The sequence below is a fragment of the Pseudoflavitalea sp. G-6-1-2 genome (assembly GCF_012927185.1).
GTDB lineage: Bacteria > Bacteroidota > Bacteroidia > Chitinophagales > Chitinophagaceae > Pseudobacter.
On the sequence record NZ_JABBGB010000003.1, the window covers coordinates 386,340 to 406,022 of the forward strand.

The window sequence follows — 19,683 nt, forward strand, 5'->3', positions numbered from 1 at the left end:
TTGTTTCAACGCATAAACATTAAAAAGGATATACACTTTACAGCATATATCCTTTTCGGAAAAACCAGAAAAAAGTATATCGGAATCTAGTAATTATTATATGTCAATTGACGATTGTTGGTGCCGTCTGCATTCATGATCCAGAAAACACCGTTTTGTTTTTTCGAATCATCGATCATCATTTCAGATCTGGTATACACAATTTCTCCTTTTGAAGAGATGGCGAATTCTCCGGCATTGTTAGTCAGTTCTGCTCCGTTGAGGACTTTTATTTTGTACTCACTATGATAATACACTTTTCCATTGTAGAACTCCGGAAATATTCTCTGTACATTTTTTTCAGGCGTAAGAATTTCTTTATTGGCGCCTGCCCTGTCTATTCTGCAGATCTGATAATCGCTGTTTATGAAGTAAATGAAATTATCTGATCCCAGAGATGGCTGCTCTCCACGTTCTGCCAGAACAATCGATTTGCCGGTTCCATCGATCTTAGCCTTAGCAATTACAGGATTGTACGATGTTGAACCCGAAGAAGAGTGGTAATAAATTGAATCGCTGTTGAGCGTCCAGGTAGGATGTCTGTCGTATACATTGGCAGTAACTCTTTTCTTTTGTGTTGTATCGAAGCCGGAGGCGCTATATGGGAAAAGGATGATGCCGGTGTGATCGGAGAATACGAGACTTTTTCCATCGGGCGACCAGGCCGGATCGAACAGGAAGTATTTGGTGATCCGTTTCAGACCCGATCCATCTTTATTGATAGTGTAGAATCCCAGGGAATCTTCTTTGTAAGTGTAGTAGCGGCCTTTGCATTCTTCATTCTTTATGCCTGAAATAGGTGCATAATTGAATCCAATTACTTCTCCGTTTGGATGCCATACGGGAGCAAAATAGGCTGTAGTAAACGAGCGGTTGGGAGAAGTGTCATACAAAACAGGGCAGGGGTTTTTCCCATTCTTGCTGCATCCGGAAATGATGGTAAGTGCAAGTGCTGCAATCAACAATGATCTCATGATTAATGAACAGTTTTATGGCAAAATGTTTGAACCTTGATTTTGACAATACAATTGTACCTGCCGTTGCATAACCGGCAAAATTGATTTTTACAGCAACTCTTTGCGGAGAAAGAAAAGCCGGTAACTCAGTTCTTCTTCGGCATATACTTCAAAGCCGAATTGTTCGTACCAGGGAACATTTACCGGAGTGGAGGTTTCGAGATAGACAGGGCGGTTCTGTGTGCGGCTGTATTCCATCAGCTCGTGCAGCAGTTTCTTGCCTACGCCCTGATGCTGGTTACCGGTATGCACACCAATGAACCAGAGGTAGAATATTCTTTCAGCGGAAGGATGATGTTTCTTCACCAGCCCTTCTCGTCTCATTACTTTGGCTGTTCTTGAAATACCGAGTACGTTGAATGCAAGGTTCAGGTCCCATCCGATGCTGCGAAGTGTAGTGCGTTTTTTATCGGGATATAACACCAGTGCACAACCGCGGCCGCAGTCGCTCATGAAAACTTCTCCTGAAGCAAAACATACGTCGAAGGAATAGGCCATGAGATCGCGGATGCGTTCATTTTTCTTTGCATCCTGCTTCACTACATAATTTACACTGCGGTTATTGAGAAAGGAGCCAGTGAGAATATCCACCACTGCTGCTTTATGCTGCTTGCCGGCTTTTAACATGGATGTTGATTATGTAATGAAGTTATCGAATAGCCGCAAAAAGCCGAATGCCTTTCATCAATTCATGTGAATAACTGACTAATATCATTAAATTGATTCAGGCCTCATGCTTTGCAGAACTTAACCATACTCCGATGAGTACAAGTATGCCTCCTGCAAATTGCAGGGCGGTAAAGGGCTCATGGAGAAACAGAAGTGCGATCACTGATCCGATCACCGGGTCGAGGTTGAGAAAATTGCCTGCCTGCGCTGCTGTGAGCGATTTCAATGCATGGTTGTAGAGCAGGTAGCAGAGAGCGGAAGACATTACGCCGAGGTAAATGATGGCAGTCCATCCTTTCTCTGAAATCTGTGGCAGTGGCTTGTTCCAGCCTTCGTAGATCACTCCCGGAATAAGCAGAGCAGTTCCGAGCAACGTTACAAAAAATATTACCGGAACGGGATGGTATTGATTGATGCGTCTGCTAAGAAGCGTGTAGATGGTCCAGCAGGCAACGGAACCTACCATGAGAAAATTTCCGAGCAGACTGCCCTTATCGTCTGTTTGACCAATGAAGCCAACCATTATCACTCCTGCAACAGAGATGATGATGCCCGCAATCATTTTTGTAGTGAACTTTTCTTTCAGAATAAATGCTGCCGGCGCTGCAATGAGCAGGGGCATTACACCCTGTATCAATGAGCCTGCTGCCGCTCCGGTATAGGTAAGTGAAATATTGAAGAAACTATAAAAGAATGTTACACCAGTGAGCGCCAGCAAAATCAATCTTCCCAATGGCAATGGCGCAGGATCCTGCGCTTTTGCTGTTTTTCTTGTTATGAGATAGAATGGCAATAAGACAATGCAGGCTACTGCATTTCTCGCAAATGCCAGAAATAATGGCGGCAATTCTGTTACACCCACTTTGCTTACGGTGAAGGCGCTTCCCCAGATCAATACTACAATGAGGATGCTGATAATGGCGATGGTTCTCTGGCTGCGTTTGTTCGGGTTGTTTTGTAACGACATAGGTTGTTACCAATATCGGTTATTTGCCCGATAAAACCAGCAGGATGGCTATTGCCAATTTATCAGCCTGCAACTGCGTTCTCAGAAAGGTTCTTGCCTGCATCAGCAGGTACTTGCTGGTACGCGAAGAAATATTGAGTTTGCCCGCAATCTCCACATGCGTCATGCCTTCTTCCAAACTGAGTTGCAACACTTGTTTTTGTTTCAGCGGAAGCTGATCGAGGGCCTGTTTGTATTGTTCCATAGCTTCTTTGAGATCGAAGGAAGCTTCGGTGGTGGTAAGCACTTCCTGCGAAGCGTAGAACATTTCTTCCCGCTTTTTTTCTCTTGCTTTTTTTCTGATGAGATTGATCATCAGATTGGTGGCATAGGTGCGAAGCAGGGGATAAACTTTGTTGTCGTCTTTGATGGAGGGCAGTTGCTCCCACAATGTGGTGTAAGTATCCTGCAGAATATCACGGGCTGCTTCTTTGTTGCGCATGAAGCGATGTACAAACAACGAAAGCCGTGGGAAGGATGCCAGATAGATCTCTTCAAACCTTTGGATGGTTTGCGCATCAGGCCTTTGCTGCAGAGTAGCTGGCATAAATGTAATTGAGAAGCAAAAGTATCCTGCGAATGTTATCTAAAGATTAAGTCGCCTTTTTTACTGTCCCTTTTTTTCTCCGTGTTGTGTTATACTATGTATGGTTACAAAAGAAATGCTGGAGAAATATTTTTCAGGCCTTGCTTCCGAAATGGAACTGAAGGCTGTAACTGAATTTCTGGCCGACGAGAATTCCGATACTGCTTTGCTGCAGGAAGTGATGGAAGAATTCGATGGTGATACATTGCATCCGATAGGCTTCCATCGCAACAGGGCATTGTTACTCGAACAGCTTCGTGCAAAACTTTATCCGGCTGCTGTGCCGCATGATGCTGCAACAGAAAGCATTCCATTCAGGCGCATCGCGCTCGCCGCATCGGTATTGCTGGTAGTTGGCCTCTGCTGTTTTCTGCTGCTGAGAACCCGAAACGATCATTCCCAAACCAATGCTGCATTGCTGGCCTGGAACATTATCGAGAACAATTCTGTGCAGGTGCAACATCATGTGTTGGACGATAGTTCTGAGATATGGCTGAAACCCAGATCTGTGCTGCGTTATCAGGCAGGTATTGCATCTCTTCCGCAACGAAGTGTTCAGCTGGAAGGAGAATGTTTTTTCGATGTAGTACATAAAGATGATGCTGCTTTTTTTGTACAGGCAGGCGGTACGGAAACCAAAGTATTGGGTACTGCTTTCAATATCGAGGCTTATGCCGCAGAGCCATTATTCCGGGTTTCACTGGTACGTGGTTCGGTGCAGGTGAAAGATTCCGTTCATAACAATCAGCAGGGGCTTGTGTTAACTGCCAATCATCAGCTGCAATATCATTCAAAAGAACAGCTATGGAGAATAGATACACTGCAGGTACAGCATGCAGCTCAGTTCAGCGATGCAGGAATGGTGTTCAACAATATACCGCTTAAAGATGCGTTGCGCCGTGTTGCAGACAGATATGGATATACATTGAAACTGCACGCATCGGTAATGGCATCAGGCAAAAACATCAATGGTGTTTACAATGGAGAAACCCTCGAACAGTTATTGCAGCTGATACTCTTTATCCCAAAATACAGATACAGTATTCATCAAAACCTTATTGAGGTTTATCCGTAATCACATATTCACTTAAACCCGTTTCATCAGTATGTTTCAATCTTCTGATGCGGTTGCTCATGCAACTGCCATTACCACTCTTTGCCTTCAGAAATGGCGGAGACTGATCTTAATCCTCCCGGTACTGATCTTTTCCAGCCTTGCATTGCAGGCACAGGAGGATATCACCAAACTCAGCAATCCGGTTAATCTCGAACAAAAGAAAATAACTGTTGCTTCGTTGCTGGATATGCTCGGACAGCAAACAGGCTATTCGTTTTTTTATGACAAAGATGAATTGAATGCATTCAAAAACCGGGACTGGAGTTTCAGAGAAACAACACTCGGCAAAGTATTGCATTCTCTGCAAAGCAGCCATAACATGGTTTTTAAATTGTCCGGGAAAAATATTGCAGTACGCGTAGAACGTCGTCTGGCGGCAGATTCCACGCTGCTGCCGGGAAGACTCGCAGGAACAATACTGGATGCTGAAACCGGCGAACCTGTAAATGGGGCCACCGTGCAGATAGGTACAAAAAACCTCATCAGCAATATTGATGGAGAGTTTCTCATCAATCTGCCTGCGGGCAAACATTCGGTGCAGGTAAGCTTTGTAGGGTATGAAGCAAAAAAGATCGCTGAGATTCAAATTCATGGTGGGGCTACTTCTTCTGCAGAAATACTGCTAAACAGATTGAAAGGAAACCTGTCTACCGTAACCGTTCGTACCAGCATCAAAAAAGATGGCGTCAATGCATTGCTGCTGAAACAGAAGAACAATGCAGCCATTTCCGATGGCATCAGCGCAGAACAGATCGGCCGTACACCGGATAAAAATATCGGAGAAGTGCTCAGGCGTGTGAGCGGCCTCTCTACCATGGACAATAAATACGTGGTGGTGCGCGGACTGAGTGAGCGCTACAATGGTGCCATGCTCAACGGACAAACACTCCCGAGTACAGAGCTGAACAGAAAGAATTTCAATTACGAAATGATCCCGGCCAATATGGTGGAGAATGTGATTGTAAACAAATCTATCACGCCAGACATGAGTGCCGAATTCGGTGGAGGACTGGTGCAGGTGAATACGAGATCTGTACCCACTTCGGATTTCTTTTCTGTAACAGGCGGCATGTCTGTGAATGAGAAAACCACCGGAAAAGTTTTTCTGTCTCAATTGCTCGATAATCGTTCTTATCTCGGTCTGATAACAGAAGACAGGAACCTGCTCGGAAAAGCAAAATGGAGTGGTTACAGAGCGCTGATCAAAGACGGAAGGCTGGAGCCTTTCGGCGATGAGGGAGCAAAATTCAAAAACAAAAATGACCTCACAAACAACTGGAGATTGTATAAGTATCGTCCGCTTCCATCAGTAAATATGCAGGTTTCCGGAGGGCGGGTGCTGGCGCTGGAAAAGAACCGGAGCCTTGGCCTGATGGCATCGGTGAGTTATCGCAACAACTGGCAGACGCAGGATGTACGCATGGGCAGAGACGGTTACGGGGGGAAGGATTCAACCGGTGACAATGCAGGTTTCGCGGGAACCCGTTACGGATTTACTTCCAATCTTTCAGGCATCGTACTCGCAGGATACAGCTCACCCCACACCAAACTGAGCATTCAATCTCTGTATCTGGGTATGCTCGATCAACAGTTTACCTTGGGGCTTGGATTCAGAGATAATACAGGAAGATCAGTCGGATATTTCGATATTACCCAACAAACTTCCATGTGGCAGCATCAGCTGAAAGGCGAGCATCTGCTGAACAGAAAAGGGTTGAAACTAAGCTATGCAGGCAGTTATCTTTTTCTCGACAAGGAGAAACCAGACAATCATATTTTCAACGCCAACTACATCGGAACCGGAAAAGATATTCCCGGAAAGGATGCCGATTTTACCATCAGTGCTCCCGAAGTTCGGGGAGGCAACGCCCTCCGCACCTGGAACAGAGCCTATGAAAAAAATCTTAGCTGGAATACCGATCTCACAGTACCATTCAATTTCAAATTGTTTTCGCTCCCTTTCGTCAATTCATTCAAAACAGGCTATGCCGGATGGCATAAAGACCGCCACTTTTTTATAGTGAATGTGAATTCCATCGGAGGAGGACCAAAAGGTGAAATGCCGTTGACTGAATATTTTGAGCCTCAGAACCTGACCGGGGCAGGTATCAGCAGATGGGGAGATGAGTTCCCCGGAAAAGGGCAACCTGGCAAAACCATACTGCATGCGGGCTACATGATGATAGATCAGAAGATCTCGAAAAAACTGAGACTGGTGTATGGCCTGCGTGGTGAATACCTGAACCTCAACTATGTGAATGTTGCCTTGCAAAAAAGATTTGAAAAAGAAAGCAAGGTGCTTGACTACTCTGAATTGTACAACAGAGAACCTAACCTTAACTGGTTCCCTTCTTTGAATCTTACTTACTCTCTCACAAAGAGCATAAATCTGCGTTTTGCATATGCCAAAAGTATTGTGCGGCCCGATGTAAGGGAAATGTCGTACTTCAAAGAATACGATTTTGAATTAGGAGGGTCCTATGGAGCCAATGATCAGGTTGTGTCTACTAAAATTCATCACTATGATCTCAGATTTGAATGGTATCCTTCAGCAGGCGAACTGATCTCCGTTTCTTACTTCTACAAAAAATTGCTGTACCCGATGGAGATCTTCGATCTGATAAACCATGAATTTGAATTGAGGAACGATAAGGATGCCGTGAATCAGGGCATTGAAATCGAATTCAGAAAGTCATTTGCCTTCACAGGCGTAAAAGCATTGAAAGGGCTGACGCTTTTCGGCAACTTCACCAGGCTTTTTTCCAAAGTGAGACGGATGGGCAATGCATACGTCATAGGCGCTGATGGACGCATATCCCTTACAGAGGTAGTGGCCGAATCGGAGAACAGGCCACAGACGGGCGCTTCCAATTTCATTTATAATGCAGGCCTGTACTACGATATTTCTCCGCTTTCATTCTCCGCAACCTGGAATTATATCACCAACCGTACATTCAGACCATCCAGCACCAATGCTTACTCATTGTTTGAACAGCCCGTTCAGTCGCTGGATGCACAGGTGAGTTGCAAGATGCTGAAAAAAAGAGGACTCCTGAAACTTAGTCTGAGCAACCTGCTCAACAGTTACTATATCGTTTACATGAATAATTATTTAGAGGATGGGTATAAAAATCCGTCTACCAAAGAATTGCTCTATCAGCGAGGCAGAGATCAGATCGATTATGAAGCAAAACCCGGCCGTTCTGCCAGCCTAACATTCACCTATAACCTTTAATTGAGCATATGCGCAAAAACTATTTTGTAATGGCATCCTTGCTGATGCTGGTTGCCTGTTCTAAAAAAGAAGCTATCACTGAAAGAACTTATTATGCGGAAGTATCTGTGGCAGTTTCCAATCTTCCCGGTACTCCAGAGACCGATATTTATCTCGATGGTGTGTTTGTAAAAACAGTGAAGCCGGGACAGGATTACCCTTCCAACTCTGCTAAAGTTGTTGCGGGTTCAAAGAGCAAGCTGAGCCTGTACAGTGCAGGTACAAAGAACCTGATCGCAGATTCTGTGATCGACATATCAAAGAATACACTGGTAAAGGTAAACGCCGTAAACTGCGAACAGCTTGGATTTAAGGGATGGCTTACCACTACGAAAGTGCCTGATGATATCATGTCTATGCAGTTGTTTGACAATCTTCCTGAGAAATATCCGCCGGTATTGGAAATGCATATTTTTCTGGCTGACCCAATAACCATCGAAACAGCTGAAACAGGGATTGTTCTGCAGAATTTTACCCGCAACAAACTGCATCCAACCCGACTGGATCTTCCGGTGAAATATAATCCGGATGGAAAAACAATGCTTTATGTATGCAAATTAAAAGTTCCCGGCAGCAATGAATGGATTTTGAATGAAGGGCTTGGTTTGGACATCATTCCGCTTACATGGAGCGATGGCACCAATGAAGGGAAATTCGGTATTTACTCTATAGTGGATGAACAAGATTATCTGCGTGCAGATCCTACCTATCTCTAAACAAAAGAAGTAAAACACAACAGCAGAAAGTAAGAGCAGCATCCGGGCGTTGGATGTTGCTCTTTCTTATTGAGGTTTTTGTGCGTTGATCATCTGATCGCGCAGCTCCATCAGATTTTTACTGATACTCGTTTTGTATACATGCGGATTTTCAAATCTTTTGTATTCTGCAGGAAGCAATGCCAGCCTCTCTTTGCAATACGCTGCGCTTTCTGCGATGGAAGATGATGGAATGAGTTGCTTCCCATACTCCATTACTTTCTTCAGCAATGGTTCCTGCCTGAGATCGGCTACCGGCAAAGATTTGCCGGGTTCGAACGGATGATAGATCATAGGCACCTGCATTTCCCCATCGAGTACAATGGCGTCGGCTCCGAAGAAATGTCCCTGTTCATCGAGCACTCTGTTCACCTGTTTGATGCCGGGCAGCGTTGCTTTCTGCAATGTTTCGGAGATCTTCATTCGTGGTTTTCCTTCGGCCATGCTCAGTTTGAAAACGCCATCGAGTGCGGCATCGGGAGCGCCGGTAACCAGGCTGGTGCCAACACCAAAGACATCGATCGGGGCGCCTTGCTCCAGCAGGCTTTTGATTACGTACTCATCGAGTTGATTGCTGGCAACTATTTTCACATACTGTAATCCTGCCTGATCGAGCATAGCTCTGGATTTGCGGGAGAGATAGGCAAGGTCTCCGCTGTCGAGCCGAACGCCGGAAAGCTTTTGCCCGCGTTGCTCCATTTCTTTAGCAACAATGATGGCATTGGGAATGCCACTCTGCAAAGTATTGTAGGTGTCTGCGAGAAAAATGCATCCGGCGGGTCTCGATCTGGCGAATGCGCGGAATGCTTCCAGCTCGGAATCATATCCTGTTACAAAGGCATGGGCCATAGTTCCTGTGGCAGTCAGGTTGAATACCTGTGCTGCGTATACATTGCTGGTGCTGTCGAATCCGCCGATGGCGGCAGCTTTGCTGGCGAGTAGTCCACCAAGGCCCTGTGCGCGGCGCAAACCCAATTCGCTGAGAATGCGATTGCCTGCAACATAGCGCATACGCGAAGCTTTTGTGGCAATCAGCGATTCGAAGTTGAGCAGATTGAGCAACAGCGTTTCTGCCAGCTGTGCTTCGAACCAATTGCCTTCCACACGAATGATGGGGCAGTAAGGAAATACGATCTCACCTTCCTTTACCGAATAAATGGTTCCTGTAAACCGGAAATTTTCGAGATACTCAATAAAGGATGCATTGAAGTTCTGGGAGCGGAGATAAGTGATGTCGTCTTTAGTGAAATGCAGTGTCTGCAATGCTTCCAGCAGATCCGACAATCCGGCGAATACCACATATCCACCTTTGGAAGGAACTTTTCTGAAGAAGTAATCGAAGGCTACTGGCATCTGGTGCCGCTTCTCCAGAAAATTCACTTCTCCCATGGTAAGCTGGTACAGATCTGTATAACTGCCGCTGATAGAAAATGAAAGCATGCCGGATGATTTAGTACAATAATTATGATGGCTATCAGGTCCGGGGCTATGCTACTAAAGTTACGGTTTTTATTTTCCCAGCAAGCTGTTCTCGATGGCAATGGCGCGTGGGAAAAGTATTTCATTTTCCAGACGCATATGTTGCACCAGATCCTGATCTAGCTCCTGCAATTTGAGCACGCTCACACGATGGCTTACACAGGCATCTTCAGGAGTGGTGTAATTGTTGGTGAGCCTTCGGAAGTTTAGCAATAATTGTTCTGTTTGCTGATGCTCTTCTTCCATCTTTGCAGCGATGGGCTTGCGCAGTGTGCGAACCAGCAGTTCCGCATAAGGCTCTTTCCCATTATGAGCACGGTTGAGCCGTTTGATGTAAGGGAAAATCACTTCTTCTTCCTGCTTCAGATGCTCCGGCATTTGTTTGTACAGTTTCATAAAATGCACCAGCAGCTCATCGAGTTCGGGATATTTTAGGCGGTGGCCTGCAACAAATTTAGTGAGATGATCGTGCAGAGAAGGCAGCGCCTGTTTCATGTAAGCATGATGAACATGCACGAGGTAATCGGCAAGGAAGTCGATCGGCCAATCATTAAAGTTTAGTGTGGGGGGCAGGAGAATGCGGCGGGTAGCGGTTTCCAGATCCTGCATCACCATTTCGGTGCTTACACCTCTGGCTTCGCAGGCCACCTGCAAGGGCCACCTCCCGCCACAGCAGAAATCGATATTATACTTCAGCAATACGTCTGCCGTGCGGTAATCTCCGTTCACAATTTCGGTAACGGGCATTTGCTCATTCAGCTTCAGGAACTGTTCTGTCATACTTTATTTCGTTGAAACCACTTTGAATAGGCGGGCAAGTTAGATTGGCGCAGCAACAAAAAAACTGATTAAAATCAGGTGATCGGCTTTATTTTTTCAGACGTTATACAACCGATACTTTGTAAATTTTACTATAATTTGCCTGGATGTTCAAAGAAAAAGCGCTCAATGTGCTGCTGTTCTGTTCGGTTCTGACGGTTTGTACGGCAGTGCTGCAGTTCATATATCCCGATGTGGGTTATCTCTATGGAGGATTGGTGGCAGCAACACTGCTCACTGTTTTTCTGCAGAATGATAACCTCACCAAATTGTTTGGTGTGATCAGTCTGGCGCTGATCGGCCTGTCTGCTTTCTATCCGCACGAAGCAACTGGTGGACAACTGTTGCTGCTGCAACTGATCTTTCAGGCCATCATAATATTGCTTACCATGATTGCCGTGATCTATATCAAAAAGATCTACGGATCATTGGAGAACGATCAGCAACAGGTGAAAGCGCTTTTCGATAATGCTACGGAAGGCATCATTCTCACCAATCAGAAAGGGGAGATTGTGCTGATCAATCCTGCTGCATTGCAATTGTTCGGGTACCAGCGCGAAGAGCTGCTGGGGCATTCCGTTGAAAAGCTGATCCCTGGCCGATTCCATCATGTGCATACCGGTTATCGCGAAGGCTTTTACAAAAAGCCCGGCAACAGAAGAATGGGCCATGGCCGCGATCTCTTTGCGAAAACAAAAACCGGAGAGGAATTTCCTGTTGAAGTGAGTCTCAGTTTCTACAAACAGAAAAATGAATTCTTTGTAATTGCTTTTCTGGTAGACATCACGCAACGTAAAGAAGCCGAGCGCCACATGGTGGAGCAGAAAGAACAACTGGAGCGCGTAACAGAAGAGATCCGCCGCCTCAACGCAGATCTCGAAAACAAAGTGGAGGAAAGAACAGTGATATTGAAAGATGCCTTACAGGAACTGGAACGCTCACAAAAGAATCTCCACGAAGCGCTCAATAAAGAAAAAGAACTGAATGAGATCAAGAGCCGGTTTGTGTCCATGGCTTCGCATGAGTTCCGCACGCCGCTCAGTACTGTACTCTCATCCGCCGCACTGATCGGAAAATACACGCATACCGAAGATCAGGAGAAACGGGATAAACATATCAAACGCATCCGCGACTCCGTAAAACATCTCAATGATCTGCTGGAAGATTTCCTCTCTCTGGGCAAACTCGAAGAAGGCAAAGTGCAAACAAGCATCAGCGTAGTAGATCTGAAGGATTTTCTCGAAGAAACGGTAGAAGAAATGAAACCAGTACTCAAACCAGGGCAGGAGATTGAAGTGAAATGCACTGGTGATGATCTCTTCAACACAGATAAAAAACTGCTGAAAAATATTCTTATCAACCTGCTCAGCAATGCTGCGAAATTTTCTCCTGAAGACGGGCAGATACATATTGTTGCAAACAATAATCAGAACCAGCTTACGCTATCTGTACAGGATAAGGGGATAGGCATTGCAGAAGAAGATCAGCACCATATGTTCACCAGTTTCTTCCGCGGCAGAAATGTGGTGAATATTCAGGGAACCGGACTGGGACTGCATATTGTAAAACGATATGTAGATCTGATCGATGGTAATATCAGTCTGCAAAGCAGGCTGGGAGAAGGAACCACCATTACTGTTGAATTACCCGATCTCAGAGATCGTTAGCCCTCTACAGCATCCACAAAAAGAATAATGAATACGAGCAGGTTCAACGCTGCGAGTACATTGAAGACTTTCCATTTTTTGATTGCAGCGAAAAACAATGTCAGTACATTCAATGAAAGATAGCTGGCTGTGAAAATAATATAGGTTCTCCAGCTGCTGTAAATGAAGTTGGGACCGGAAGCCTCTGCCTCGAAAGGAAATGCGGCGGGATCATCGATGCTCTCTAACAGTTCATATACATTGAGCAATAAGATAACACTGATGAAGGCTATTATTGTGATCTGCAGCCACTGAGGAAGCATAGGTAAAGTTTAATCGATAAATAGGTGTTTTTCGGGTTATAGTTGATCAAATATGAATGTAGGAAGGAAGTAATTGGCAGCCAATTAACCAGCGATACTTTAACAAAATGTGAACAGCAGTAATAGCTGATATTGAAATTTGAAGAGCTGTTCAACTATTTGTAGATTTATGATATGGCCCATCCTGTAAGGGTTGATAAAATTCATCCTACAATAATTGCTTCGATCATCGTAGTGGTAATGATCTTTATTGTGTATGCTGTATTGAGTGTCGACTCCAGCGGGTTCCCGGGAAAAATAACTCATATCAGTAATATCAGAGAACTGAGTTCCGATCGGCGTTCTGATATGCGCATCACCGACTCTGCAGCTATTAAGAGGTTTATGACTGTTTTGCTGAACTCGAAAACAAAACGGATAAATTCAAGATATTTTCCGGAAAGCACCCTGAGTTTCATCATGAAGTCAGGAGATACTGTATATGTAAGTGTAGGGAAGGATTTTAACAACCGGAGATTGATCAGTTCAGGAGGCAGATACTATGCGAGCGATTCTTTTTTTCTGTTATATGACAGCTTCATGAAAAATTCAGCAGATACCACAACACTCAATTGATCAGTGGCATGAAACAGCTGTCCCCGGCGCATCTGCGAGCACCGGACTGATAAACGGAATTCCTAAATTCATTCCTCTAAGGATAAGTATCACACCCATCGCAGCCACTACAAAAGGCACCAGCTTTCTGAATTGTGTTCTCAGATCCATACTGATACGAATGCCAAACCAGCTGAGTAAGAACATAGCTGGAAAAGTTCCTATACCGAACATAGTCATAAACATAACACTATGCGCTGTATCGGTTGTACTCAGCGCTCCGATCACGGCGAGGTAAACCATGCCACAGGGAAGCAATCCATTCAACATGCCGAGGAGCAAATATGAAAATGTATTTGTTTGACGAAGCACCCGGCCCATCAGCTGCTGCAACGGACTGAACCAGGCCTGCACCCATGCTGGGTATCCCTTGCTGCGTCCCATAAAAAAATACACAGCAATAACCAGCATGATGCTGCCGGTGATGATGGAGAACCATTGCTGCAACCCGGCGAGATGCAATGTTCTGCCTGCAATCCCAAACAATAAACCCAGCAAAGCATAAGTGAGAATCCTTCCGGAATGATACAACAATATCGATAACAGCTGAAGCGGTTTACTGAGATGATGTATAGGCAATGCCATAGCAAGCGGGCCACACATGCCTACGCAATGCGCACTGCTCATTAATCCCAGTAAACCACCTGCTGTTATCAGTTGCCACATAATGGGTGAGATTTGCGTAAGGGGGTATTATAATTCGATACTGCTTTCTGAGTAATATTGTTTGCCATCCGCATTCCAGCTGAGTTTTACGGTGTACCGGCCGGGAAGGAACTGCTGTTTACTGAGTTGCTGCAATGCATCTTCATTTACAGATAGTGTAATTTTTTTATCGCGGCGTGCATCGGCAGGGCAGTAGAACCAGGCTGTACCAGATAATGATTTGCCCTTCATTTCCTGCGGGAATTGTATGGTGATATTTGAATCATCCTGCGATACGGTTGCTTTGGATGAAAGTCTGTTAGCGAGATTGGTTCCATCGATCACCTGTTGATACACCAGTTCGTCTTTGTAATATTCTTTGGTTACCAGATCGAAATTGGTCTGGGTGCATTTGTACACCAGCAGCAGGATCATGCCTGCGAAGGCGCAGATGAAGATGGTTAGTTTATGTCCCCAGTTGAACGTCATAAAAAAATGTTTTAGTTCGTGAATATTAGTCCGCAACCGGTCCGAGAAAATTGGTAGAGATCACATCCAGTTTCTCGTTGTTATGCCATATACCGATCTTCAGCGGTGTTTTTCTTTCATGGATCATTTTCCTTGGGAGGATGATGAAGAATGAACCGCTTCCTTCACCCTGTTCTTTCACCTGAACATAGGAATGCCCGATAATTTCTATGCTTCCGGAACCATTATCCAGTCTGAGTTCCAGCGGAATGCTCTTGTTCGTTTTATTGGCTACTTTGATATTGTAGAGATTGGAAACGCTGTCTGTTCCACGCTCCTGATACAGCATGCCGGGTGTTCTCATGATGGTGGTATCCACATCTTTGCGGGTCACCAGAAGAAAGGCGAGTACGGTCACCAGCACACCCAGCAGTACCGTATACAGTTTCATTCTTCCTGTGTATTGAAGCTTTTCTCTTTTTTCGATGCCATTCTCGGAAGCGTAGCGGATCAGTCCGAGTGGTTTGTTGATCTTTTCCATGATGGCATCGCAGGCATCGATGCAGGCTGTGCATCCAACGCATTCCATCTGTGTGCCGTTACGGATATCGATTCCGGTAGGACAAACTTTTACGCACTGGAAACAATCGATACAATCTCCTGTCTCAGGCGCTGCTATCTTTTTGAATTTGCCGCGTGGTTCACCGCGTTGATGATCGTAGGCTACGATCATAGAATTTCTGTCGAGCAATACACTTTGCAATCTGCCATAGGGGCAAACTACGGTACAGGCCTGCTCGCGGAAGAAAGCATACACTGCATAAAAAACACCGGAGAAAACTATGAGGGAGATAAGTCCGCCGATATGCTGGGATACTGGCTCCGTCATTATCTTCCAGAGATCTTTTACTCCGATGATGTATGCCAGAAAGAAGTTCGCGATTATAAAAGAACACAGGTAGAAGATGATATGCTTGGCTGATTTCTTAAAGATCTTCTCTCCTGTCCAGGGGGCTTTGGCCAGCATCTTTTGCTGTGCTGCATCTCCTTCGATGAAGTATTCGATCTTACGGAAGAACATTTCCATGAAGATGGTCTGGGGGCAGACCCATCCGCAAAACAACCTTCCGAATGCTGCCGTGAACAGCACAATGAATACAACAAATGTCAGCATCCCCAGACCAAAAATGAAGAAGTCCTGTGGCCAGAAAACTTTGCCGAATAGAATGAATCTTGCCTGCGTTACATTGAAGAGGAACAGTGGCTGATCGTTCACTTCAATGAAGGGTAACGTAAAGAACAGGATGAAGAAAGCCCAGCTCACATAAGTACGGATCCTGTAAAGTTTTCCTTTGGGCTTCTGCGCGAATACCCATTTCCTTTTACCGGATTCGTCTACTGTAGCGATCCGGTCGCGGAAGGATGGATTTTCTTTTTTCGATATATCTTCTTTGCTGTTCACTTCTTCCTGTGTTTATGAATGAAGACTATTTGGCTGAAAGGCTTGCACTGTCTGGTTTTGCAGCGGAAGTGCTGTCGGTTGCTGCACCTCCTTCTTTGTACAATTCACCCTGCTTTTCTTTTGCATTTGGAGGATTGCTTCCATGGATGGATTTGATAAAGCTGGTAACCTGTGCGATCTGCATGGGGCTGAGGTCTTCTTTCCAGCTGCGCATACCTTTTTCCGGCCATCCGTATTTCACCGATTTGAAAACCTCCGCGAGACTGCCGCCATGCAACCAGTAATCGTCGGTGAGGTTCGGACCAACAGTGCCTTCGCCGGATTTACCATGGCAGGGAGCGCAGTTCTGCTGGAATACCATTTTACCTGCATCTATTGCACCGGCATCGGTGAGCAGTTTCACATTATTCTCGTCTACGTTGTTAGCTGATTTTTTCAGGTAAGCTGCTTTCTGTGCTTCTGCTTTTTCCATGGCGATAGCAAACTCCTGTTGACTTAACGGAGCAGTTTCTGAAACGTGGTAACGCCAGATGTACACGCATGCGAAGATGATGGTGCCATAGAAACCGTAGAGCCACCAGGGCGGGAGACGATTGTCGAGTTCGCGGATGCCATCGTATTCGTGATCGAGCTCAAGCGCTTTTTCCTGCTCGATGGGTTTGAAGCTGTTGAGTTTGATCCAGATGGATTTCCATTTCGGTGTTTTGCGTGCAATACCTTTCTGGGCTTTCACTCTGTTGAGGAATACACGCAGCTGCCAGAGCAGTGCGGCGATCACCAGCAGTTCTACTCCAATCACTCCCGTGATCAATCCGAATGCTGTGGACGAAAGGGCCGGAGCCTGCGACAGTACTGAAGTTGCTGCCGGTGCATCCTGCGCAAAAAGCGGAGCTCCGAAGAGCAGCGCTGCAACAGAGAGTACAGCAGCGGCCATATTTTCGTTTTTCTTTTTTGCTTCTTTTTCTTTCTCCTGCTCGTAGAAATATGCTGCTGTTCCGGTGAGTACGTTTGCCAGGAAAATGATGATCAGCATCAGTATGAACATAATCACTATCAGCATCACCACCATGGGGTCCATGATGGAGTGAGGCTTTGGCGGATCGCCCACTTCCCGTGCAAAGGTGAAGCAAGAGGCTGCGAGTAAAGGCAGGAGCAGTGCTATTCTTTTGGTCATTGTATTTCTCTTTTTGAATTGTTTAGTCCAGCGGAATTCTGCTGATATCCTTCAATCTGTTTTTATCTGTTTTCAATACCCATAGGAGCATGCCCAGGAAGAATAATCCGAATATGATGAAGCTGAGCAATGGGTAGATGCTTACGCCGGTGATCTTTTCGAGATAGTGTACAAACTTCATGATGCTTAATTTTGAGTAACTTCTTTAGGTACTGCTTTGATGTCTTTTCCCATGCGTTGCAGATAGGCGATCAGCGCCACGATCTCCGCATTGCTGGCGGTTTCTATCTTATCGGTTTTAAGGCTTTTTTTGATGCTTTCGGCCTGTTCCATCAAGGCTTTGTTGGCCTGCTGATCGAATCCTTCGGGATAGGGAACGCCCATTTTCTGCATGGCCCTGATCTTGGCGGGGGTGGATGCTGTATCGATCTTATCGTCTAGCAGCCATGGATAAGCGGGCATGATAGATCCGGGGCTCATGATCCTTGGATCGAGCATGTGGTTGTAGTGCCAGCTGTCAGGATACTTGCCGCCTTCGCGCGCGAGGTCCGGGCCTGTTCTCTTCGATCCCCACTGGAAGGGGTGATCGTATACGAACTCACCTGCTTTGGAGTACTCACCATATCTCGCTACTTCATCTCTGAATGGACGGATCATTTGCGAGTGACAGGTATAGCAACCTTCTCTCACATAGATGTCACGGCCCTGTAACTCAAGCGGGGTGTAAGGTTGAACGCTGCTGATAGTTGGCACGTTCGATTTCACCAGAAAAGTGGGAATAATTTCAAGCGCACCGCCAATACCCACTACTATGAGGCTCATCACCAGCATGGTCATTGGTTTCTTCTCGATCCAGCGGTGCCAGTATTCGCGAACCGGTGAATGTTCTTTAACGATGGGAGCTGCTTCTGCTGCTTCGTTTGCAATGAACTTACCCTGCTTCACAGTTTTGTAGAGGTTGTAAACCATCATCACAGCACCAATAATGTAAAGGGTACCACCAATACTGCGGGTTACATACATTGGAATGATATGCGTAACGGTTTCGAGAAACTGGAATTTCAGTTGTCCTTCTTCTGTGAAGGTTTTCCACATCTGCGCCTGCGCAAATCCAGCCCAGTAGAGAGGAATGGCGTATACGAGTATGCCGATGGTGCCGAGCCAGAAATGGTTGTTGGCGAGTTTCTTAGAATAGAGCTGCGTGCCGTACATTTTCGGAATAAGGTAGTAGAGCATACCAAATGCCATGAAACCATTCCATCCGAGACCGCCGATATGCACGTGTGCAATGGTCCAGTCGGTGAAGTGAGAAATGGCGTTCACACTTTTGAGACTCATCATCGGCCCTTCGAAAGTGGCCATGCCATAACAGGTAACTGCCACCACAAAGAATTTGAGTACGGGTTCTTCGCGCACTTTGTCCCATGCGCCGCGGAGCGTGAACAATCCATTCAGCATACCACCCCATGATGGAGCGATGAGCATGATGGAGAATACCACACCAAGGCTCTGAGCCCAGTCTGGAAGCGCGGTGTAGAGCAGGTGGTGCGGACCAGCCCAGATGTAAATGAAGATGAGCGCCCAGAAGTGAATGATAGATAAACGATATGAATACACCGGTCTGTTAGCGGCTTTCGGCAGAAAATAATACATCAGGCCGAGAATAGGCGTAGTGAGAAAGAATGCCACGGCATTGTGGCCGTACCACCATTGCACCAATGCATCCTGCACGCCTGCATACCAGCTGTAGCTTTTCATAAAACTTACCGGCAATTCGAATGAGTTCACAATATGCAGCATGGCAACGGTAACCCAGGTGGCGATATAAAACCAGATGGCAACGTATAAATGCTTCTCTCTTCTTTTGATGATGGTACCAAACATATTGATACCGAAAACAATCCAGATGAGCGTGATGGCAATATCGATGGGCCATTCCAGTTCTGCATATTCTTTACCGGTGGTATAACCGGCCAGCAGTGTAATGGCTGCCGCAACGATAATGCCCTGCCATCCCCAGAAGTGAAGCCAGCTGAGTCTGTCGCTGTACATGCGGCTTTTGCAGAGACGCTGCAACGAATAATACACACCGGTGAAAATACAGTTGCCCACAAATGCGAAGATCACTGCATTGGTGTGCAGTGGACGAACCCTACCGAAAGTGGTGGGAGCGAGGTTGAGTGAAGTGCCGGGAGCATAGAGCTGGATGGCTGCATACAGCCCGCCGAGCATTCCTACGATACCCCAGAACAGGGTTGCATAACCGAACCATTTGACGATCTTGTTGTCGTAATAAAATTTCTCTAACTGCATAACGTTTTGTTTCAGGAGTCAGTGAGGCTGTTAAGAATTATTGGTTGTCTGAATCTGTTGCGGATGCTGGTTTATCGTCGAAGAGGATGCGCAGCGGCGGCGAATATTCATCATCGTACTGTTTGTCTTTGATGCTCCAGCAGAAGGCTGCGAGGAAGATGCCTGCAATGCTTACACTGGCGATGATCAGGAGGATTATTACACTCATACCTTCGGATTGATGCTCAAAAGTAGAATG

Annotated in this window: 18 protein-coding genes; 4 read left to right on the plus strand and 14 right to left on the minus strand. The window is 45.8% G+C overall.

Features of this window, described 5'->3' with window-relative positions; translation table 11 throughout:
• Window positions 1-86: 86 nt before the first annotated feature.
• The 4 genes from HHL16_RS18825 to HHL16_RS18840 form a co-directional block, all read right to left on the minus strand.
• Window positions 87-1,013 (minus strand): PD40 domain-containing protein, encoded by a 927-nt coding sequence (locus tag HHL16_RS18825; RefSeq protein WP_169426891.1) that lies wholly within the window; start codon window positions 1,011-1,013, stop codon window positions 87-89.
• 90 nt (window positions 1,014-1,103) lie between these two features.
• On the minus strand, window positions 1,104-1,682 hold the full coding sequence (locus HHL16_RS18830; RefSeq protein WP_169426892.1) for a GNAT family N-acetyltransferase: 579 nt from the start codon (window positions 1,680-1,682) through the stop codon (window positions 1,104-1,106).
• Between the two features lie 97 nt (window positions 1,683-1,779).
• Window positions 1,780-2,691, minus strand: coding sequence for a DMT family transporter (locus HHL16_RS18835; RefSeq protein ID WP_169426893.1), 912 nt, complete (start codon window positions 2,689-2,691; stop codon window positions 1,780-1,782).
• 19 nt (window positions 2,692-2,710) lie between these two features.
• Window positions 2,711-3,277: a sigma-70 family RNA polymerase sigma factor gene (locus tag HHL16_RS18840; protein ID WP_169426894.1), complete on the minus strand. Its 567-nt coding sequence runs from the start codon at window positions 3,275-3,277 to the stop codon at window positions 2,711-2,713.
• Between the two features lie 100 nt (window positions 3,278-3,377).
• On the opposite strand from HHL16_RS18840, the gene HHL16_RS18845 reads away from it, so the two are divergent.
• From HHL16_RS18845 to HHL16_RS18855, 3 genes are read left to right on the plus strand one after another with little or no spacing between them, the layout of a single operon-like run.
• Entirely contained in the window at window positions 3,378-4,391 is a 1,014-nt protein-coding gene (locus tag HHL16_RS18845) for a FecR family protein (RefSeq protein ID WP_169426895.1), read from the plus strand.
• Between the two features lie 31 nt (window positions 4,392-4,422).
• Window positions 4,423-7,668: a TonB-dependent receptor gene (locus HHL16_RS18850; RefSeq protein WP_169426896.1), complete on the plus strand. Its 3,246-nt coding sequence runs from the start codon at window positions 4,423-4,425 to the stop codon at window positions 7,666-7,668.
• Between the two features lie 8 nt (window positions 7,669-7,676).
• Window positions 7,677-8,423: a hypothetical protein gene (locus tag HHL16_RS18855; RefSeq protein ID WP_169426897.1), complete on the plus strand. Its 747-nt coding sequence runs from the start codon at window positions 7,677-7,679 to the stop codon at window positions 8,421-8,423.
• Between the two features lie 66 nt (window positions 8,424-8,489).
• Here HHL16_RS18855 and HHL16_RS18860 read toward each other — a convergent pair whose 3' ends face one another.
• Both HHL16_RS18860 and HHL16_RS18865 read right to left on the minus strand, forming a co-directional pair.
• Window positions 8,490-9,902 carry a nicotinate phosphoribosyltransferase gene (locus HHL16_RS18860; RefSeq protein WP_169426898.1) on the minus strand — a complete coding sequence of 471 codons (1,413 nt, stop codon included), beginning with the start codon at window positions 9,900-9,902 and terminating at the stop codon, window positions 8,490-8,492.
• Window positions 9,903-9,971: 69 nt separating this feature from the next.
• Complete coding sequence (locus HHL16_RS18865; RefSeq protein ID WP_169426899.1) at window positions 9,972-10,721, minus strand: DUF542 domain-containing protein; 750 nt, start codon at window positions 10,719-10,721, stop codon at window positions 9,972-9,974.
• A gap of 146 nt (window positions 10,722-10,867) precedes the next feature.
• Here HHL16_RS18865 and HHL16_RS18870 point away from each other — a divergent pair, with 146 nt between their 5' ends.
• Window positions 10,868-12,427, plus strand: coding sequence for a PAS domain-containing sensor histidine kinase (locus HHL16_RS18870; protein ID WP_240966267.1), 1,560 nt, complete (start codon window positions 10,868-10,870; stop codon window positions 12,425-12,427).
• On the opposite strand, the gene HHL16_RS18875 is transcribed toward HHL16_RS18870, so the two are convergent.
• The 8 genes from HHL16_RS18875 to ccoS form a co-directional block, all read right to left on the minus strand.
• A complete protein-coding gene (locus HHL16_RS18875; protein ID WP_169426900.1) occupies window positions 12,424-12,729 on the minus strand; it encodes a hypothetical protein in 306 nt (101 codons plus the stop codon). The two genes, HHL16_RS18870 and HHL16_RS18875, sit on opposite strands and share 4 nt — an antisense overlap.
• A 615-nt stretch (window positions 12,730-13,344) precedes the next feature.
• Window positions 13,345-14,049 carry a sulfite exporter TauE/SafE family protein gene (locus HHL16_RS18880; RefSeq protein ID WP_169426901.1) on the minus strand — a complete coding sequence of 235 codons (705 nt, stop codon included), beginning with the start codon at window positions 14,047-14,049 and terminating at the stop codon, window positions 13,345-13,347.
• 27 nt (window positions 14,050-14,076) lie between these two features.
• Window positions 14,077-14,517, minus strand: coding sequence for a FixH family protein (locus HHL16_RS18885; protein ID WP_169426902.1), 441 nt, complete (start codon window positions 14,515-14,517; stop codon window positions 14,077-14,079).
• A gap of 25 nt (window positions 14,518-14,542) precedes the next feature.
• A complete protein-coding gene (gene ccoG / locus HHL16_RS18890; RefSeq protein ID WP_169426903.1) occupies window positions 14,543-15,958 on the minus strand; it encodes a cytochrome c oxidase accessory protein CcoG in 1,416 nt (471 codons plus the stop codon).
• A 25-nt stretch (window positions 15,959-15,983) separates the two neighbouring features.
• Window positions 15,984-17,132 carry a cbb3-type cytochrome c oxidase N-terminal domain-containing protein gene (locus HHL16_RS18895; RefSeq protein ID WP_169426904.1) on the minus strand — a complete coding sequence of 383 codons (1,149 nt, stop codon included), beginning with the start codon at window positions 17,130-17,132 and terminating at the stop codon, window positions 15,984-15,986.
• A gap of 22 nt (window positions 17,133-17,154) precedes the next feature.
• The gene (locus HHL16_RS18900) at window positions 17,155-17,313 is read right to left on the minus strand and encodes a CcoQ/FixQ family Cbb3-type cytochrome c oxidase assembly chaperone (RefSeq protein WP_169426905.1); all 159 of its coding nucleotides are present in this window, start codon (window positions 17,311-17,313) and stop codon (window positions 17,155-17,157) included.
• 5 nt (window positions 17,314-17,318) lie between these two features.
• The gene (gene ccoN / locus HHL16_RS18905; RefSeq protein ID WP_169426906.1) at window positions 17,319-19,445 is read right to left on the minus strand and encodes a cytochrome-c oxidase, cbb3-type subunit I; all 2,127 of its coding nucleotides are present in this window, start codon (window positions 19,443-19,445) and stop codon (window positions 17,319-17,321) included.
• 37 nt (window positions 19,446-19,482) lie between these two features.
• Window positions 19,483-19,653, minus strand: a complete 171-nt coding sequence (gene ccoS, locus HHL16_RS18910; protein WP_169426907.1) for a cbb3-type cytochrome oxidase assembly protein CcoS — start codon at window positions 19,651-19,653, stop codon at window positions 19,483-19,485.
• Window positions 19,654-19,683 lie beyond the last annotated feature (30 nt).

Coding starts and splice junctions, on each gene's coding strand:
- HHL16_RS18825 (WP_169426891.1), bottom strand. CDS start 1,013: ATGAGATCATTGTTGATTGCAGCACTTGCACTTACCATCATTTCCGGA.
- HHL16_RS18830 (WP_169426892.1), bottom strand. CDS start 1,682: ATGTTAAAAGCCGGCAAGCAGCATAAAGCAGCAGTGGTGGATATTCTC.
- HHL16_RS18835 (WP_169426893.1), bottom strand. CDS start 2,691: ATGTCGTTACAAAACAACCCGAACAAACGCAGCCAGAGAACCATCGCC.
- HHL16_RS18840 (WP_169426894.1), bottom strand. CDS start 3,277: ATGCCAGCTACTCTGCAGCAAAGGCCTGATGCGCAAACCATCCAAAGG.
- HHL16_RS18845 (WP_169426895.1), top strand. CDS start 3,378: ATGGTTACAAAAGAAATGCTGGAGAAATATTTTTCAGGCCTTGCTTCC.
- HHL16_RS18850 (WP_169426896.1), top strand. CDS start 4,423: ATGTTTCAATCTTCTGATGCGGTTGCTCATGCAACTGCCATTACCACT.
- HHL16_RS18855 (WP_169426897.1), top strand. CDS start 7,677: ATGCGCAAAAACTATTTTGTAATGGCATCCTTGCTGATGCTGGTTGCC.
- HHL16_RS18860 (WP_169426898.1), bottom strand. CDS start 9,902: ATGCTTTCATTTTCTATCAGCGGCAGTTATACAGATCTGTACCAGCTT.
- HHL16_RS18865 (WP_169426899.1), bottom strand. CDS start 10,721: ATGACAGAACAGTTCCTGAAGCTGAATGAGCAAATGCCCGTTACCGAA.
- HHL16_RS18870 (WP_240966267.1), top strand. CDS start 10,868: ATGTTCAAAGAAAAAGCGCTCAATGTGCTGCTGTTCTGTTCGGTTCTG.
- HHL16_RS18875 (WP_169426900.1), bottom strand. CDS start 12,729: ATGCTTCCTCAGTGGCTGCAGATCACAATAATAGCCTTCATCAGTGTT.
- HHL16_RS18880 (WP_169426901.1), bottom strand. CDS start 14,049: ATGTGGCAACTGATAACAGCAGGTGGTTTACTGGGATTAATGAGCAGT.
- HHL16_RS18885 (WP_169426902.1), bottom strand. CDS start 14,517: ATGACGTTCAACTGGGGACATAAACTAACCATCTTCATCTGCGCCTTC.
- HHL16_RS18895 (WP_169426904.1), bottom strand. CDS start 17,132: ATGACCAAAAGAATAGCACTGCTCCTGCCTTTACTCGCAGCCTCTTGC.
- HHL16_RS18900 (WP_169426905.1), bottom strand. CDS start 17,313: ATGAAGTTTGTACACTATCTCGAAAAGATCACCGGCGTAAGCATCTAC.
- ccoN (WP_169426906.1), bottom strand. CDS start 19,445: ATGCAGTTAGAGAAATTTTATTACGACAACAAGATCGTCAAATGGTTC.
- ccoS (WP_169426907.1), bottom strand. CDS start 19,653: ATGAGTGTAATAATCCTCCTGATCATCGCCAGTGTAAGCATTGCAGGC.